11 protein-coding genes and 2 pseudogenes are annotated in these 15,397 nt (G+C 61.6%); 3 read left to right on the top strand and 10 right to left on the bottom strand.

Going from position 1 to position 15,397, the window contains the following annotated elements; all coding sequences use genetic code 11:
- Positions 1-297: 297 nt before the first annotated feature.
- From CI15_RS25355 to adhP, 3 genes are all read left to right on the top strand, one after another.
- Positions 298-792 (top strand): YciE/YciF ferroxidase family protein, encoded by a 495-nt coding sequence (locus CI15_RS25355; protein ID WP_062132917.1) that lies wholly within the window; start codon positions 298-300, stop codon positions 790-792.
- An 815-nt stretch (positions 793-1,607) separates the two neighbouring features.
- Positions 1,608-1,871 carry a hypothetical protein gene (locus CI15_RS25360; RefSeq protein ID WP_062132920.1) on the top strand — a complete coding sequence of 88 codons (264 nt, stop codon included), beginning with the start codon at positions 1,608-1,610 and terminating at the stop codon, positions 1,869-1,871.
- Between the two features lie 755 nt (positions 1,872-2,626).
- On the top strand, positions 2,627-3,652 hold the full coding sequence (gene adhP, locus CI15_RS25365; RefSeq protein ID WP_062134151.1) for an alcohol dehydrogenase AdhP: 1,026 nt from the start codon (positions 2,627-2,629) through the stop codon (positions 3,650-3,652).
- Between the two features lie 348 nt (positions 3,653-4,000).
- Here the strand turns inward: adhP and CI15_RS37790 are convergent.
- The 10 genes and pseudogenes from CI15_RS37790 to CI15_RS25415 all read right to left on the bottom strand — a co-directional run.
- A pseudogene (locus tag CI15_RS37790) lies at positions 4,001-4,538 on the bottom strand (DDE-type integrase/transposase/recombinase); the annotation flags it as partial.
- Positions 4,539-4,611: 73 nt separating this feature from the next.
- The gene (locus CI15_RS25370; protein WP_062132925.1) at positions 4,612-6,333 is read right to left on the bottom strand and encodes a SulP family inorganic anion transporter; all 1,722 of its coding nucleotides are present in this window, start codon (positions 6,331-6,333) and stop codon (positions 4,612-4,614) included.
- A gap of 792 nt (positions 6,334-7,125) precedes the next feature.
- A complete protein-coding gene (locus CI15_RS25380) occupies positions 7,126-7,920 on the bottom strand; it encodes an NAD-binding protein (RefSeq protein WP_062132931.1) in 795 nt (264 codons plus the stop codon).
- Positions 7,921-8,271: 351 nt separating this feature from the next.
- A complete protein-coding gene (gene ppk2 / locus CI15_RS25385; RefSeq protein ID WP_082814293.1) occupies positions 8,272-9,153 on the bottom strand; it encodes a polyphosphate kinase 2 in 882 nt (293 codons plus the stop codon).
- A gap of 907 nt (positions 9,154-10,060) precedes the next feature.
- A complete protein-coding gene (locus CI15_RS25390) occupies positions 10,061-10,906 on the bottom strand; it encodes an enoyl-CoA hydratase-related protein (protein WP_062132934.1) in 846 nt (281 codons plus the stop codon).
- Positions 10,907-11,139: 233 nt separating this feature from the next.
- Complete coding sequence (locus tag CI15_RS36185; RefSeq protein WP_062132937.1) at positions 11,140-11,649, bottom strand: hypothetical protein; 510 nt, start codon at positions 11,647-11,649, stop codon at positions 11,140-11,142.
- Between the two features lie 535 nt (positions 11,650-12,184).
- Positions 12,185-12,439 (bottom strand): RNA-binding protein, encoded by a 255-nt coding sequence (locus tag CI15_RS25400; protein WP_062132940.1) that lies wholly within the window; start codon positions 12,437-12,439, stop codon positions 12,185-12,187.
- 23 nt (positions 12,440-12,462) lie between these two features.
- Positions 12,463-13,252: pseudogene (fabI, locus tag CI15_RS25405) on the bottom strand (enoyl-ACP reductase FabI).
- Positions 13,253-13,264: 12 nt separating this feature from the next.
- The gene (locus CI15_RS25410; protein ID WP_062132943.1) at positions 13,265-14,443 is read right to left on the bottom strand and encodes an acetate/propionate family kinase; all 1,179 of its coding nucleotides are present in this window, start codon (positions 14,441-14,443) and stop codon (positions 13,265-13,267) included.
- A gap of 4 nt (positions 14,444-14,447) precedes the next feature.
- Positions 14,448-15,386, bottom strand: a complete 939-nt coding sequence (locus CI15_RS25415) for a phosphate acetyltransferase (RefSeq protein WP_062132946.1) — start codon at positions 15,384-15,386, stop codon at positions 14,448-14,450.
- Between the last annotated feature and the right edge of the window lie 11 nt (positions 15,387-15,397).

The following is a 15,397-nucleotide window of genomic DNA, read 5'->3' on the forward strand; positions in this document are numbered from 1 at the left end:
CAACAGGATTCGGAAGTTGTGAGAGCGGTGACGATGTCGCGCACCGCTTTCACAACGGAGGTCTCAGAAGGATGAGTTCTGGCGGAGGCGCGGCAAACGCACCGCACATGGGCAGGGAGACTGCGTCCTTGTTCCGCATGACGCGTTCCCGACACCATGCGTACGTCTCGAATATATTTTCTGGATGGTCAGGACTTCGGGAATAGCCGTTGCGCGGTGATGTCGTCGAGATATCCGTGGGTCGCCTAGCGCCCTCTTCTCTTCTCCTTTTTCCACCCCCTTGTGAGAGAGCAAATCATGACCGCAAAGACTGTGAAAGACCTGTTTATTCACTCGCTGTCCGACGTCTACAGCGCGGAGAAGCAACTGACCAAAGCGCTCCCGAAACTGGCACGGGCCTCGACGAATCCGGAATTGAAGTCGCTGTTCGAAACGCATCTGGAAGAAACGCACGGCCAAGTGGCGCGAATTGACCAGGTTGTCGAATCCTGCGGTATCAAACTGAAGCGAATCAAGTGCGCCGCGATGGAAGGGCTTGTCGAGGAAGGCGGCGAAGTGATTGAGGAAATGGAGAAAGGACCCATTCTCGACCTCGCTCTCATCGGAGCAGCTCAAAAGGTCGAGCATTATGAAATCGCGACCTATGGAACGCTCGCTGCGCTGGCCGAAAAACTGGGCGAAGCTGCTGCCCGGAAACTGCTGCTCGACACACTCAAGGAAGAGAAGGCTGCCGATGAGAAGCTGACTGTGTTGGCGCAAGGAACCATCGTTGAAGAGGCAATGGCTCAGTAGACCTTGATGCATCTGAAGGCGGCTGATCTCTGGAGGACACGCCGCGTCTCAATCGTCGGAGTATCACAAAAACCGACTCGCGTAGCAGAGATGAGTCTCGATATTCGGCTTGACCGGGCGTCAGGCGAGTTGTCCTCAGGCGCGGTCCTCCGCCCCTGAGGCCCCCCGGACTGACGATCCCCCCGGCGTCCGGAATCCTATCGCTCAGCTTCCACCCGAGGCAGGGTCGGTAGCCGACGAAGGCGTGGCACTCCCCGCCTTCTTGTGCATCTTTTTGTGCGAACTCGTTGTTGCGGGTGCCATGGTATTAGCCCCTGACGCGCCTGAGACCGTATCGGTCGACCCACTAGAGTTTGGCTTGCTCATTCCTGTACCGCCTTGTCCTCCAGCGGCACCGCCGCCTGCGCCTTGGGCGTACACGCTACCCGATATTCCAATTAACAGTACCGAAATTAAAAACCCTTTCGTCGTAACTCGCATGGCAGTCCCCTCAAGTACGAACCGGTCAACGCCGGCGGCGCCAATCCGTATGCTCGTGACCGCAATTCGCATACCGTGGGTCGGGGCCGGCAGCGTGGAACCTCCAAACGACGGAAACACCTGTTGCGAAGTGACAGAAAAAAGAAAAACAGGAGGCGACTATAACGCTACTCTGGCTGGTGGACGACGATGTATCTCTGCTTCGTGCGGGCAATCTGCCTTGTCGCGCAGCGCGCGAGCAGCAAAATCGGGTTATATGCAGGGGTCGGGTATGACGCGTGCTGCGCCGTAGACGCGGCGTCGGCGCTCATTGCGCCACCGGACCGGAGACGACCATGAAGCGGGTAGCGACGGTGTTGAGCGTGTTTTCGCTGATTGCCAGCACCTGCGCGTTCGCGCAGGCAAATAGCAACAGTGCCAAGCCCACCGAGCAGGACCAGCAGGAAGCACAGCCCGGCACCGGTAGCCACGGCATGGATCGAGCCGCTGCTGCCGGCAGCAGCAAGGCGGCCAGCGGAACCTTGATGCACCAACGCGAAAAGGGAATGTCACCGCAGGGCGCGTCGGGGACCGACGCGACCGGCAGGATGAAACAATAAAGAGGGGCGAGAAATTGAGCGGTCGATGGGCGACCAGGATGCGTTCGTCCCCGCGGGCTTTTCTGAAGGCGTCAAACTCTTTTCGACGGCGTGGTGGTCGCCTGTGAGCAGCGCGAGCGCATCGGGCGAGTTCGATGCTGCGCGGGTGCCGGGAGTCGTCGCAGCGAGGACTGTTTTGGTCTCGGGAGTTAGGCGCGGTCGTTCGTGGCTGCATCGTCGTTAACTAGGCATCGGTTGACTAAGCTGTGCCGCTCTCCCGCCATTTTGAGCACAACTGCTTGCGCTCAAAAATGGCAGCAGCAGATCTTGAAAGGCCCGAAACCCACTCGCGTGGCCCGTCGCTCGCACGACGACCCGCCCGTTCGATCGTTCGATCGTTCGATCGATCGTTCGACGCGAGTGCGACCGGGCGAGGCTGACTTCCCCCAGATAAATGTTTTCGCCCAATTGCATTAGCGCCAAGCGTTGCCGAGGGCATGACGGATTTCGAGTGGGTACAGGCCACTTCCCATGGCAGGACCTTCGAACCGGAAATCGCCGAGACCCATCCGAGATGCCAGACCAGTGACAGAATTGCTTCGGTCTACGACGGTCGCGCACCCCACTTCGAGCAATGGCTCGACCGAGGTCCGACAAAGCCATCACAACCTGTGCGGCCTGATCTGAAAAAATCGGCGCTGGTTGATCTACGTCAATTGTGCCGTATCCGTGAAGAAGATACTGATCGCCACGGGCTCACCGTTCGGAGAATGATCATGGTCCAACTTATGAAAGCTGCCGTCGTTCACGAATTCGGCGTTCCCCTCTCTATCGAAGAGGTCCCCGTCCCGACACCCGGGCGGGGACAGATTCTCGTCAACATCAAGGCGTCCGGGGTGTGTCACACGGATCTGCACGCGGCTGAAGGCGACTGGCCGATTAGGCCGACACTCCCCTTCATTCCCGGTCACGAAGGTGTCGGTTATGTCGCCGCCGTCGGCGAAGACGTCACTCATGTCAAGGAAGGCGATCGCGTCGGCGTGCCGTGGCTGTATACCGCGTGCGGTCATTGCGAGCATTGCCTCGGAGGATGGGAAACGCTGTGCCATGAGCAGCAGAATACCGGCTACTCGGTCAACGGCGCTTACGCCGAGTACGTTCTGGCCGATCCTAACTACGTTGGCCACCTGCCTTCGTCCGTTTCGTTCGAAGATATCGCACCGATCCTCTGCGCAGGCGTGACCGTGTACAAAGGCATTCGCATGACGGACACGCGGCCTGGTCAATGGATCACTATCTCAGGAATCGGGGGCCTAGGTCACGTCGCGGTTCAATACGCGATTGCAATGGGCCTGCGCGTGGCAGCGGTCGACATATCCGCCGACAAGCTTGCTCTCGCCCGCGAACTCGGCGCAACGCTCACGTTCGACGCTTCGCAATGCGACGCTGCTGCGGCGATTCAGAAGGAAATCGGCGGGACGCATGGCGTACTCGTCACAGCTGTATCGCGCAGCGCTTTCGCTCAGGCACTTGGCATGGTGCGCCGGGGCGGAACTGTCGCCCTCAATGGGCTGCCGCCGGGTGACTTCCCTCTACCAATCTTCTCGACCGTACTCAATGGTATTACCGTGCGAGGTTCTATCGTTGGTACTCGCAAGGACTTGCAGGAATCCCTCGAATTCGCCGCGCAAGGCCGCGTTCGCGCTCGGATTCATCTCGATCTGCTGGACAATATCAATCATGTTTTCGCCGAATTGAAGAATGGTCGCGTCGATGGCCGCATCGTGCTGAAGCTCGATTGAACGGCGCAATCGACAACAAATAGAATGGACGCGAACGCCAGAGCGGATCGAGTCCTTTCCACATATGACGCGTAGAAGGATCCTTTCGGGGCAGACCGTGAAAGAGGTCCGTCGGGATACGCATGTATCGCTCATCGACCGTGCGGCGTCATGGTCATGCGCCAGCCGTTCGATGCGAAGACCATCGGGCCGCGAGATCAGGTGTCCCCTCAAGCTCTGCAGCGGTCGAGCCGCACCGCGACCACCATCACCGCGGCGAATGATCCGTCGGCGCTCCAAAATGGTATGCCGGGGGTGCTTTCACGTTGAATTGTTCGCGACGCAATAGCGAAGAGGACATACGTTTGTTCAAAAAACGGACGGATCTTGGGTGCCCTTAGTGAAACGGTGCCAGGCGGGGAAGCGTTCGGCGAGCCGTTTGCGATAGAGGGAGGCGCGCTGAAAGTGTCACTTGAGCGCGAAGTGCTGCGGATCATGGAAAGCGGGACGGACTATCTATATAGGACCGAAGCTCGATAAGAAAACCCGTGTGCATTCAGGATCGCGGAAGCCGTGCATGCGTCGCTTGCGTTCGCGGGTGGGCAGAGGACCGTTTTCAGCACGGTTATAAGTCCGCGCGCTGGCTTTGACGAAGACGTGCTTGACGTTAGCCAGTGCGGGAATCTCGGTTATCGCGGCCAGACTATCGCCGTCGGATGAATAATCCCCAGATGGGAAATTACGGCCGGCATTGACACCAGACAGCTAGCGTAGCTGGTCGGTCAGGATCTTGCGCAGCGCTCAGCACACGAGGCAAGCACGCGCTTGAAAAACCGCTTCGCCGCAGCCTTTCGCGGCGCCGCCATAGCAGGATATCGAGTTCAGCACCGTGCTGATCGACGGCGCGTCACAACAGGTGAGCTCGCTGACGCTTGACCGAACAACGCCTACGCGGTGCGGAGAAGCACAAGATGGCGAACTTAGGGCGTCGATCCCCGCACGGCCCCGGGTGCTTGCTGTGCCTGCCATGCCGCGACCGCCCGATCCAGATTGAAGAACATCCGGTCGCGCCCGAGTGTCTCGCCGAGCGGTGAACGCTGCACCATTGCCAGTACGCCCGGGTTGAGACCCACGAGCCAGAGCGTTATGCCTTGCTGGCGCAGCTCCTTTTCCGCTTCCGTCAGCATCTTGAGCGCCGTGTACTCGAGGTCAAATACGGCGCGCAGATGGAGCACGACGATGCGGGGATGAGTTTGCTCGATCAGCGTACGGATCTTCTCGCCGATGTGCGTGGCGTTGGCAAAAAAAATGCGCCCTTCCGGCCTCAACAACAGGAGGTCGGGAAAAGCCTCATCGTCGGGGTGCTCCGCGGATACAGGGCGGAACACGTTCGTGCCAGGCTTGCGGCGCAGCACATATACCGGTGGATCGGACGTCTGGTGAGCGAGCGCCAGGAGCGACACGACAATGGCGACGAGGATGCCCGGCAGGGTTCCGAAAAGCACGACGCCGCAGACCGCAACCAGCGCCCACACGAACTCCGTGCGCCGCACAGCGACAATCGCGCGAAATTCCGAGGGCTTGATCAGGCCGATCGAATAAACGATAACAACCGCTGCCAGCGTGGCGTGCGGCATCAGTCCGATGAAGGGCGCAAGCAGCAGCATCGTGCCCAGTGTGACGGCAGCCGTGACCAGTTCGGCAAGCTGGCTGCGGGCGCCCACAAGACGGTTCACGGCGGTCTGGGTCGTTCCTCCGCCCGCCGGCATGGAGCCCAGCAGCGCGCCTCCCACATTGGCAAAACCGATCGCCAGCAACTCCCGATTCGCCTGTGGCGCAGGTTCTCCGCTCTCAACGAACGCTCGCCCGGCCGCGATCGTTTCGGTAAAGCTCATTAGCGCAATCCCCGCGGCAGCTGGCCCAAGCGACGCCACAAGCGACAGGTCGGGCATGGTGACGGAAGGGAAGCCCGTCGGCACATGGCCGACAATGTCAACCCCGTGAAACTGCAGGCCGAGCAGGCTCACGCTGGCGATCCCGCACGCTACCGCGATTAGCGGCGCGGGGGCCCGTGGAAAGAAATGCTCGATTGCCACCAGAATGCCAACCGTAATCGCGCCCACAACGACTGTCGCCACTGACGCGTGCGGAATACCCATGACCGTGGCCAGCACGTTGTGGAAAAACGACCCCTTGGGAAAGTGAATGCCGAGCAGCTTCGGCAACTGGTCCAGCACGATGACGACCGCGACACCGGCCTTGAATCCGGTCAGCACAGGATCGGAAATAAAGTCGGCAACGAATCCGAACCGCAGGAGCGCGGCTAGCGCGAGGATGGCTCCGACCAGTAACGTCAGCGTTGCAGAGGCTCTAAGCAGGTCTGCCGTCCCTCCATGCGGGACCACCCGGGCGAGGGTCGCTGCGGCGAGGATGGCGATCGTTGCGCTGGTGCTCACGCTGAGCGGCCGCGACGATCCCAGGAACGCGTAGATCACCATCGGAAGGAAGGCCGTATACAGCCCGACCTGCACGGGCAGCCCCGCGACAGTCGCGTATGCCAGGGCCTTCGGAAGAACGACCGCCGCAGCGGTCACCCCGGCAATGATATCGGGCTTGAGCCACTCCTTCTGATAGTCGCGGACCCACTCAAGCACCGGGATGCGAAAGCCGCCAGCGGAATGCGTTGATGAATCGTGTCCCATAATCACGCGGACTCCCTATTGTCATCAAATCCCCAGACGGTGTGCGCAGGTCGTTCCACTGATACCGGATGCGTCTGCGAATCTGGCGCCGGAGGAGACGGTGGCATCGTCGACAGAGGGAGCGTTGCCCTCTTCAAGCGGGCATGTAGCCTGCGCAGCCTCTTACACTACACTTCATCCCGACTCGCCGATAACGGACCTCCGTCTTGCGTTGGGGCTCGCGCGCTTGCGCGCCGCATGTTCCGCTTCGGTCTGGTCGGAGCATGCGAACGTAAAGGTAGCGATGGCCTCGTCGAAGACGGCGCTCTTGCCGGGATATCCGCCGATCCCGGAGGGTCCCCCGGAGCGCGTGAGGGGATACTGGACCATGTGCCTTTGACGCAACGGAAATCAGGTTCGGCAGTCGCCACTCGTCAACTCCCAGCAAGATGGACCGGGTCCAGACCGTTGCGAGGTGGCTGACAGCTACCGCGCAGGTTGCGCGGACACTTCTTACGAAGATTCTTGCACGCGTTGCGAGGCTCCGCACCCGAAAGATAGTCTGTGACGCCCGGAAGGGGCCCACATCCGGCCTGCTCGCCTCCGCCAACCGGCTGCACAGCGTGTCCACTCGTAAGGTCGCCTCCTGTGTGAAACTTCCTTCCTGACGGGCAGTGAGCAGGTCCAAAACGTCACCGCGACCAGTCGGGCGCCCATGCCGTACGTTACCCGCCATGAGGCCAGCCGGTGGAGCGTGACCGCGCCAGGACAGGCGGCGGACCACCCTCAGATCGCGCTTGTCGAGCACCTGCTTCATGTCCGTTTCGGCCGCTGCGCATTGGTCTGCCCGACCATGGCCTGCGCAACGATGTCGTTCCGGTCGATGACGGTCGACGCGCCAGCCCTTTGGAGCAACATTCTGCGCAGATCACTTTCACCTGACACCACGATCTGGAGCCCCGGGTTGAGCATGTGCGCCACCAGCGTGATCTCCAGATTGCTGTTCGGATCGGGGCCGGTCACGAACAGTGCACTCGCGGTACTCAGCTTGGCACGCTCGAGTACGTCGTCGAACGAATTCTGATCTCCCAGGATGACCATGTATCCCAGTCCGGACGCTTTTTCGGCCTGCTTTACGTCGGTTTCCAGCACGAGCACGGTCGCTCCCGTATCTCGCAGACGGGCGGCGACCAGGTGGCCGACCGAACCAAACGGGCAGACCGCGACATGGTTGGTCAGCGTTTCCAGCTTGTGCTCCATTGCCCTGTTCTCCCAGAAAACCATCACGTCGTCGCCCGACAGCATCCCGGTCAACTGGCGCAACGCATAACCGGCAACTACCACCGTTGCAAGTATGGCGACGAGCATGAATACCTTCTGGTCCGGATTGAAGTCCGAAAAATCGCCCAAGGTCGTGACAAGATTGACCGCATCCCAGAAGGCCGTAAACATTTTTGTGGTCAACGGCGCATCAGAATGGTCGAGCAACCCAATCCCCAGCGTCGATCCCAGCAGCACCATAAACAGCAGGGCAACCGCCAGGTGCGCGCGGCGCCGCCATTCCTTGATACGCAGCCCGCCAAGCCGGGGTTCTTCGATCCGGTACATCCCGATCGTTCCTCGAATCCGTTCTTCGAATCGCAGTTCGAATTGCTCGGTGGAAGCACACTCTCCACCCCGTCCTACGTTCTCGATTACATCATGTCATTCCCGCACAAGCGCAACTGGACCCTGGTCCCGCGCGTAGACGCGTCATGGAGCGCATCCGAGCGCGCGTCATCGGCATTTTCAACCGGTGTTTGGCTATCCCCGTTCCGCGCCGTATGCCATGCGGCATTGCTCAGATTGTCTTAGGCACGCCGGAGTGCGACACGGCGGAACAAATGCTCCCGCATTTCCTTGCCAGGCCCATGGGTCCGCTTGCGAACCCATGGGGCGAGCCGACCGGTGAGGAGAGGTCTAGCGGTCAGATTTGGCCTTTGGCTTCGCAGGCGATTTTCGGGTGTGTTCCTCGCTGGCATGCGCGGCGACGGGCACGAACCTGTACGGATAGTCCGGTTCGCGGTAGTCTCCCGGGTTCTGCCGCTGCGGCAATTTCACGTGTTCTCGCGGCACGCTCTCGTAAGGCACCTTGCTAAGCAGGTGGCTGATGATGTCCAGCCGGGCACGCTTTTTGTCGTCCGAGCGTACGACGTACCATGGTGAAAATTCGGTGTCAGTCTTCGCGAACATTTCGTCACGCGCCTTCGAATAGTCGTACCAGCGCCGAAATGATTCGAGGTCCATCGGCGAGAGCTTCCAGACCTTGCGCTCATCGTGAATGCGGGCTTCGAGGCGCCGGGTCTGCTCCTCGGGGCTCACCTCCAGCCAGTACTTGACCAGGATAACACCCGAATCAATGACGGCCCGCTCGACGAGCGGCGTCGCAAACAGGAACTCCTGCACTTCGCGCTCTGTGCAGAACCCCATCACGCGCTCAACGCCCGCGCGGTTGTACCAGCTGCGGTCGAAAATCACCACCTCGCCGGCCGCCGGCAGGTGCGGAACATAGCGTTGTATGTACATCTGGCTCTTTTCGCGGTCGGTGGGCGCGGGCAGCGCGATCACCCGGAAAATGCGCGGGCTAACCCGCTCGGTGATCGCCTTGATTGTGCCGCCCTTGCCCGCGCCGTCGCGCCCCTCGAACACGATGCAGATCTTCGCGCCGCTATGCACGACCCATTCCTGCATCTTGACCAATTCGCCGTGGAGCCGGCGCAGCTCCTTCAGGTACGTGTTGTTGCCGAGCTTGCCCCTGGGCTTCGAATCGCCGTTCTTCGCTTCTTTCGGAGTGTCGTACATTGCTTCTCTCCTGAAAATGCGCCTATCCCGCGCATCTGCGCACCCTATCGCAATCGCGTCGTCCCCAAGCGACCGGCGACAGCGACGTAGAACCAGATCAACCCGATTACATCGTATGAGACGGGCGCCACGAGCCTGCCAAACGCCGGCATGTACCCAGCGAGCGCTGCTTTCTCTCTCACATTCCGCTGGTTTGGTTTGCAGGTTGTCACATGACCGAATTGAATTGATTGATATAAATCAAACGCTTCACGACGCCCAGACCTATACATCGCGAGCCTGGTCGACTGAACCGTGCCTCCCGAATTCTCCGGAGCAAGTAAAGGCTGCTACAAGAGGCCTGCAACCACGGTGCTCAGGTTTGCCGACGAGATCGGGTAGATGTACCTCGGCTCTTCTTTACCATTGGCAGTGGCGTGCGTGACGGACGAGGCGGTACGTCGGGTGCAGGACGAAGCGTCCACTACACGGCGCGACCTGGACGCGCTGATCGTCGATGCCCATCGTCAGCTCGAAGGCAATGGTCGGTGCGCTCAGTCGCGCTTACGGACGTTGTTCGCACGGTGCGCCAGGTGGAGACTCTGCTCGCCTCGCTAAATGGTCTGGCCGAGCTGCGCTCGCAGTTCCGCGGCGACCTCGAAAGCCGTCCTGCGCGGGAGGTCCAGACATGCTGCAGACGGTCGGTGCGCACATTGCAGCGCCGCAGAACACCGTGCTGCGACCCTGAGGAAATCACCTCTCCGGGCATAAATGCGCGGCAGTTCTGCCATAGCCGCGCTCGATGCCGGGCAAGTCGCGGATGGTCGATTCAATGGAACAGGGCATCGATTGCCTCGTCAGGTCGTGATCTCCGGAGCGGGACGGCGGCGCATCAGCGCACGCGCGACTGGCCTACGGCGGCTCCCGCTCATGCGGCGTCCGTCTTGCGGGTTGTCAGCGGCGGTAGCGCGTCGAAGCGTCCCTGTCGTTTTCCATGCCAGGCCGAAATTGCCTCGGCAATATCCTGGGTATCGAAGATGGCGCTCTGCAGCAACGCCATATGTCGCAAAGATTCGGACGTACTATGATCGCGCGCGAAGTTGATCGCAGCCTTGCACCCGGCAACAGCCAACGGTGACTTTGACGCGATGGTTCGGGCCAGTTCCATCGCGTGTCGGAGCAGCGCCTCGGCATCGGGCAACACCGCATTCACCAGGCCGACTGCCAATGCACGCTCGGCGCTCAACCGCTCACTGGTGTAGGCCATCTGGCGAGCCACGCCGGCGGGAATGATCTTCGGCAGGCGCTGGAGCACACCGAGGTCAGCCGTCATGCCGATCTGGGTTTCCTGTAGGGCGAAGAATGCATCGGTCGTGCAAGTGCGAATGTCGCAGGCGACGGCGAGATCGAGGCCCGCGCCGATGCAGCCGCCCTGAATTGCGCAGATGACGGGAAACCGGAGCTGATCGAGCGTATCCAGGCAATCCATCAGATTCGTCAACGCGTGCTGGAAGCCCGATCGGGCCCTTGGACTGCTGTTGTCAAACCCATCCGTCGTGCCGGTGAACACGTCGAGCGCCATGCCGGCCGAAAAATGCTTTCCGGTGGAACTGATGACGAGGGCACGGGTGCCGCCCACGTCATCGAGCGCAAGCACGGTGTCACGCAACCCGGTGAAGAAGGCCGGGCCCATCGTATTGAGCCGGTCGGAGCGGTTAAGCTGGAGATGTGCGATGCCGGATTCGCTGCTGATGTGAAAGTATTCGTTATGCATGGATAGTCTCGGGAAGTCTGTCGTGAGTCTGCGGTGATTTTTCCAGTCAGTAGCCAATAGACGACTGATGCGATTCGAGTTCCCTGATTCGCCCAGCCAGTTGCGTTGCCGAATGCTGATACGCTAACCAGTTGGGGGGCAAACCATCGGACGCCAAAACATCCGGATGCACCAGCAACGCGCCGACAGCCGTTCTATGCCGAACGTGGGCGCCGCAAGTGTTCGTGGCGTCGTCAGATCAAGAACTTTCTCTCCTCATCGACCGTGCACGGCGCCGGCAGTAGATTGGAGCGGGCAAATTTCACCAGCGCAAACGCCCGCATGGCACCCGCTGTTTCTGGGACGCTCGCGAGCCTCAATTCGATCGTTGTGCCCTCGCGGGCGTACCCGTTTTCCGCGATCACATTCATGCGATCGAGCCGCAGTTCCCTCTTGAGTACATGCAGGTGATCCGCGGGCGAATTGAGCACATCAGCGATGATGTTCAGCCGGCGGTCGATCGCCTCGGTCGCGAGTCCCAGACGCGCCATCTCCGCGTCGTTTTTTATCATCTGCGCATGCAGGCGCGCCACATCCACGAGACCGGACAATGGCTCCGCACCCAATACGGCGCTCATCCCGCTGCCCTGACGCTGCAGAAGTGCCAGGCGCGTCTTGAGCAGCGCGCGCTCCTGCTCGAGCTCACCGCGTCGCGACAGGTCCGCACCTATTCGTTCGAGGGCCACGAGCACGAGCTGATCCACGACACGGCACACGATCTCCTCTCGAAGCGTGTGCTCCGTGTTGGCGCACACCCGTGCCCGGTGATTGCTGAAGCTCGCGGTGGTTCGCTGTACGTCGGCGCACCACGGTCGATCCATGTTGCGCGACGCCGAATGTCCGCCGTTCGGTCATCGCCACACCGAGCACGGCGAAGGCCTCGTTTGCCACGGGGTTGACATCGAAATGAGTACGCAGTTCAGTCGAATGACTCAAGACACGCGGCACGTCTTCCGGCGTTGCGAAAAAGGCCTGAATATACGGGTCCGTCGTCCAGGCGGATGCGCTCGCCTCGCGCGCCGGCGGCATGTCGTCTACCAATGCCCCGACATAGTCGAGCGAAGTCCTGACCGCCGCCGCGAGGCGCTCATGACAGCGCTGGGCGAGCCGCAACGGCGGAGTCAGTTTTGCAATGCGCTCGATGGCCTCACTCAACTGTGCGGAATCCCGGGCACGCTTCCGATGTACCCTCGCGATGAAATAGCCTGGCCAGAATGCTCATGGGCGCCTCTTCCCGACTCAATGCTCCCTATCCCGCAGGATCTGCGCACTGATCGTGTGGTCCTTCCAGAACATGTTGTGGATCCTCGACTGGAGCAGGTTTAGTGCCTCTGAAGAGAGATTGTTGAACCTGAGCAGCGCGAGGGGTCGTCCGATTCCCTCGGGCACGCGCTCGATCGAATCGAACGACGGGAATCCGTACCTCTGCAGGAACTCACTGATTTCCTCGTCCGCGACGCTTTCATCGACATTACCCAGTAAAAGCTCAGCCATGGTGTTTCCTCTCAGAAGCCAAATCAGGCCATGATGTTGACGCCGCCGTCGACATACAGCGTTTCGCCGGAAACCCGCCGCGCGTAGGGCGTGGCGAGAAACGCGCAGGTGTAGCCGACGTCCATGATGTCAACCAGCTCGCCGAGCGGCGCGCGCGGCCGCCTCGTTGAGGAGCAGGTCGAAGTCCTTGAGGCCGGAGGCCGCCCGCGTCTTGAGCGGACCCGGCGAAACCGCATGTACGCGAATGCCCTTTGGTCCGAGCTCATAGGCGAGGTAGCGCGCGCAGGCTTCGAGCGCGGCCTTCACTGGCCCCATCACGCTATAGTTCGGCACGACCTTGTTGGCACCGTAATAGCTCATCGTGAGCAGCGTGCCGCCCTGGTCCATGAGCGGCGCGGCAAGCGCCGCCATGCGCACGAACGAATGACACGAAATGTCCATCGCGCGTGCAAAGCCCTCGCCCGAGCACTGCAGCAGCCCGCCTTGCAGGTCGTCTTTCGGTGCCCACGCGATGGAGTGAAGCAGGATGTCGAGCCGTCCCCAGCGCTGCCGGATCTCCTCGAATACAGCCTCAAGCTGCGCCGCGTTGCCGACGTCGAGCGGCAGGAACAGCTGTGCTTCCAGCTCACTCGCCAACGGCTCGACATGCGGCTTTGTTTTTTCCGTGGCGTAGGTAATGGCCAGGTCCGCGCCGAGTTCGCGAAACGCCTTCGCACAACCATATGCAATCGAGTGTTCGTTGGCGACGCCGGTGATCAGCGCTTTCATATTGGCAAGTACCGGACGTGCTGCCTCGGCGCGTTCAGGCGACATGATGTTTCTCCTTCATTCGACGGCTTCGCGCGTATGGCGCGCTATCATCAGTTCTTCGTTGGTCGGTATGACCCACACCGGTACCCGACTCGCCGCTGCGGAGATGAGGGGCCCGCCCTTGCCGTTCGCTTCGGCGTCGAGCTCTGCGCCAAGCCACGCCGCGCGGCGCACCACGCCCTCGCGAATCGCCGCCGCATGCTCGCCGATTCCAGCAGTGAAAACCAGGGCATCGACGCCGCCCATGGCCGCGGCAAGCGAGCCGAGCTCGCGCGATATGCGGTACACGTAGAGCTCGATTGCGAAACGGGCGCGAGGATCATCGCTCGCGAGCAGCGCCCTCATATCGCTCGATACGCCGGATACGCCAAGCAGCCCCGATTGGCGATAGAGCAGATCCTCAACTGCACGCGCGTCCATCCCGAGCTCTTCCATCAGGTAAAGCACCACGCCCGGGTCCAGGTTGCCGCAGCGCGTGCCCATAGGCAGTCCGTCCACGGCGGTGAAGCCCATCGTGCTCGCTACGCTCCTGCCCGCTACAAGGGCACACATGCTCGCGCCGTTGCCAAGGTGCGCGACGACGGTGCGTCCGCTTGCCGCCTTCGGCGCGACATCGGGCAACACACTCGCGATGTACTCGTAGGACAGCCCATGAAAGCCGTAGCGGCGCACGCCCTGGCCGGTGATCGACGCGGGGAGCGCGAACGCCTGGGCCACCTCGGGTTGCGTGCGATGAAAAGCCGTGTCGAAGCACGCCACCTGGGGCACATCCGGCTGCAGTTCTTCGAGGATGCGTATGGGCTTCAGGTTGTGCGGCTGATGCAGCGGCGCGAGCGGCGTAAGCTTCTCAAGCTCGTCCGCGACCGCCAGCGTGACTCGCACCGGTCCGCTGAAGCGCCGCCCGCCGTGCACGACGCGATGGCCGACCGCGACAAGCTTATGCCCTTCGCGGTGCTCGCTCAGGAACGCGCCAATTTGCTCAAGTCCTTCGCGATGATCCCGCTCGTCGCCGTCGCTCCATTCTCTCGCGTGGTGCTCGCCGTGGCGGTCGACGGCTTCGAACCGCGCGGTGGCCGTGTACAGGCCGTCGACCTGGCCATGCGCGACCACTTCGAGCGCGTCGCCCTGCTCTTCGAATGCGGAGAACTTGATGCTCGACGAGCCTGCATTCAGAACCAGAATCACATCTGCCATGGGGTCACCCGACAATCTTTGCGGCTTCGCGCCGCGCGGTGGCGACGAGCGCCGCCACCGCGCACGACGCGAGCCGCGTAATGAGCGAATCCGCACGGCTCGTCAGGATGATCGGCACGCGCGCGCCAAGCACGATGCCTGCCGCGTCGGCGCCCGCGAGAAACGACAGGCTCTTGGCAAGCATGTTGCCCGCTTCGAGGTCCGGCACCATGAGAACATTGGCCCGCCCGGCCACAGGCGAATTGATCTGCTTGATGCGCGCGGCATCGGGGTTGATGGCGTTATCGAGCGCGAGCGGGCCGTCGACGAGTGCACCCCTGATCTGGCGCCGGTCCACCATCTTGCAAAGCGCGGCGGCTTCGATGGTCGAGGGCACTTTCGGGTTAACCGTCTCCATTGCCGAAAGGATCGCCACGCGTACCTCCGGAAACTGGAGCGCGTGCGCCAGGTCGACCGCGTTCTGCAGGATGTCTGCCTTGTCCTCCAGCGTCGGTGCGATGTTCACGGCGGCGTCGGTTACGATCAGCGGGTCCGCGTGCGCGGGCACGTCCATGACGAAGCAGTGGCTGACGCGCCGACCAGTGCGCAACCCCGCATCGCGCCGGACTACCGCGGCCATCAGCTCGTCGGTGTGAAGGCTGCCTTTCATCAGCGCTTCGGCCTTGCCCTCGCGCACCAGTTGCGCGGCCGCGGCTGCCGAAGCCTCACTGAACGGCGCGTCGACGATCTGATAACCAATAATTGGAAGCTCGCACTCCGCGGCAATCGATTCGATGCGCGCGCGCGGCCCGACGAGGATCGGCACGATCAGACCTTTCCGCGCCGCTTCCACTGCGCTTTCCAGCGAGCTCCTGTCGCATGGATGGGCGACGGCCGTGGGCATCGGCGCCAGCGTTTGGCAATGGGCAATGAGCCGGTGATACTTCGCGTGTTTGGGTTCCATCGATGGTTCCA

The sequence above is a fragment of the Paraburkholderia monticola genome (assembly GCF_001580545.1).
GTDB classification, from domain to species: Bacteria; Pseudomonadota; Gammaproteobacteria; order Burkholderiales; family Burkholderiaceae; genus Paraburkholderia; species Paraburkholderia monticola.

What these genes read in the sequence shown, in the direction of transcription:
- CI15_RS25355 (WP_062132917.1), top strand. Translation starts at nt 298, where the DNA reads ATGACCGCAAAGACTGTGAAAGACCTGTTTATTCACTCGCTGTCCGAC.
- CI15_RS25360 (WP_062132920.1), top strand. Translation starts at nt 1,608, where the DNA reads ATGAAGCGGGTAGCGACGGTGTTGAGCGTGTTTTCGCTGATTGCCAGC.
- adhP (WP_062134151.1), top strand. Translation starts at nt 2,627, where the DNA reads ATGGTCCAACTTATGAAAGCTGCCGTCGTTCACGAATTCGGCGTTCCC.
- CI15_RS25370 (WP_062132925.1), bottom strand. Translation starts at nt 6,333, where the DNA reads ATGGGACACGATTCATCAACGCATTCCGCTGGCGGCTTTCGCATCCCG.
- CI15_RS25380 (WP_062132931.1), bottom strand. Translation starts at nt 7,920, where the DNA reads ATGTACCGGATCGAAGAACCCCGGCTTGGCGGGCTGCGTATCAAGGAA.
- ppk2 (WP_082814293.1), bottom strand. Translation starts at nt 9,153, where the DNA reads ATGTACGACACTCCGAAAGAAGCGAAGAACGGCGATTCGAAGCCCAGG.
- CI15_RS25390 (WP_062132934.1), bottom strand. Translation starts at nt 10,906, where the DNA reads ATGCATAACGAATACTTTCACATCAGCAGCGAATCCGGCATCGCACAT.
- CI15_RS25400 (WP_062132940.1), bottom strand. Translation starts at nt 12,439, where the DNA reads ATGGCTGAGCTTTTACTGGGTAATGTCGATGAAAGCGTCGCGGACGAG.
- CI15_RS25410 (WP_062132943.1), bottom strand. Translation starts at nt 14,443, where the DNA reads ATGGCAGATGTGATTCTGGTTCTGAATGCAGGCTCGTCGAGCATCAAG.
- CI15_RS25415 (WP_062132946.1), bottom strand. Translation starts at nt 15,386, where the DNA reads ATGGAACCCAAACACGCGAAGTATCACCGGCTCATTGCCCATTGCCAA.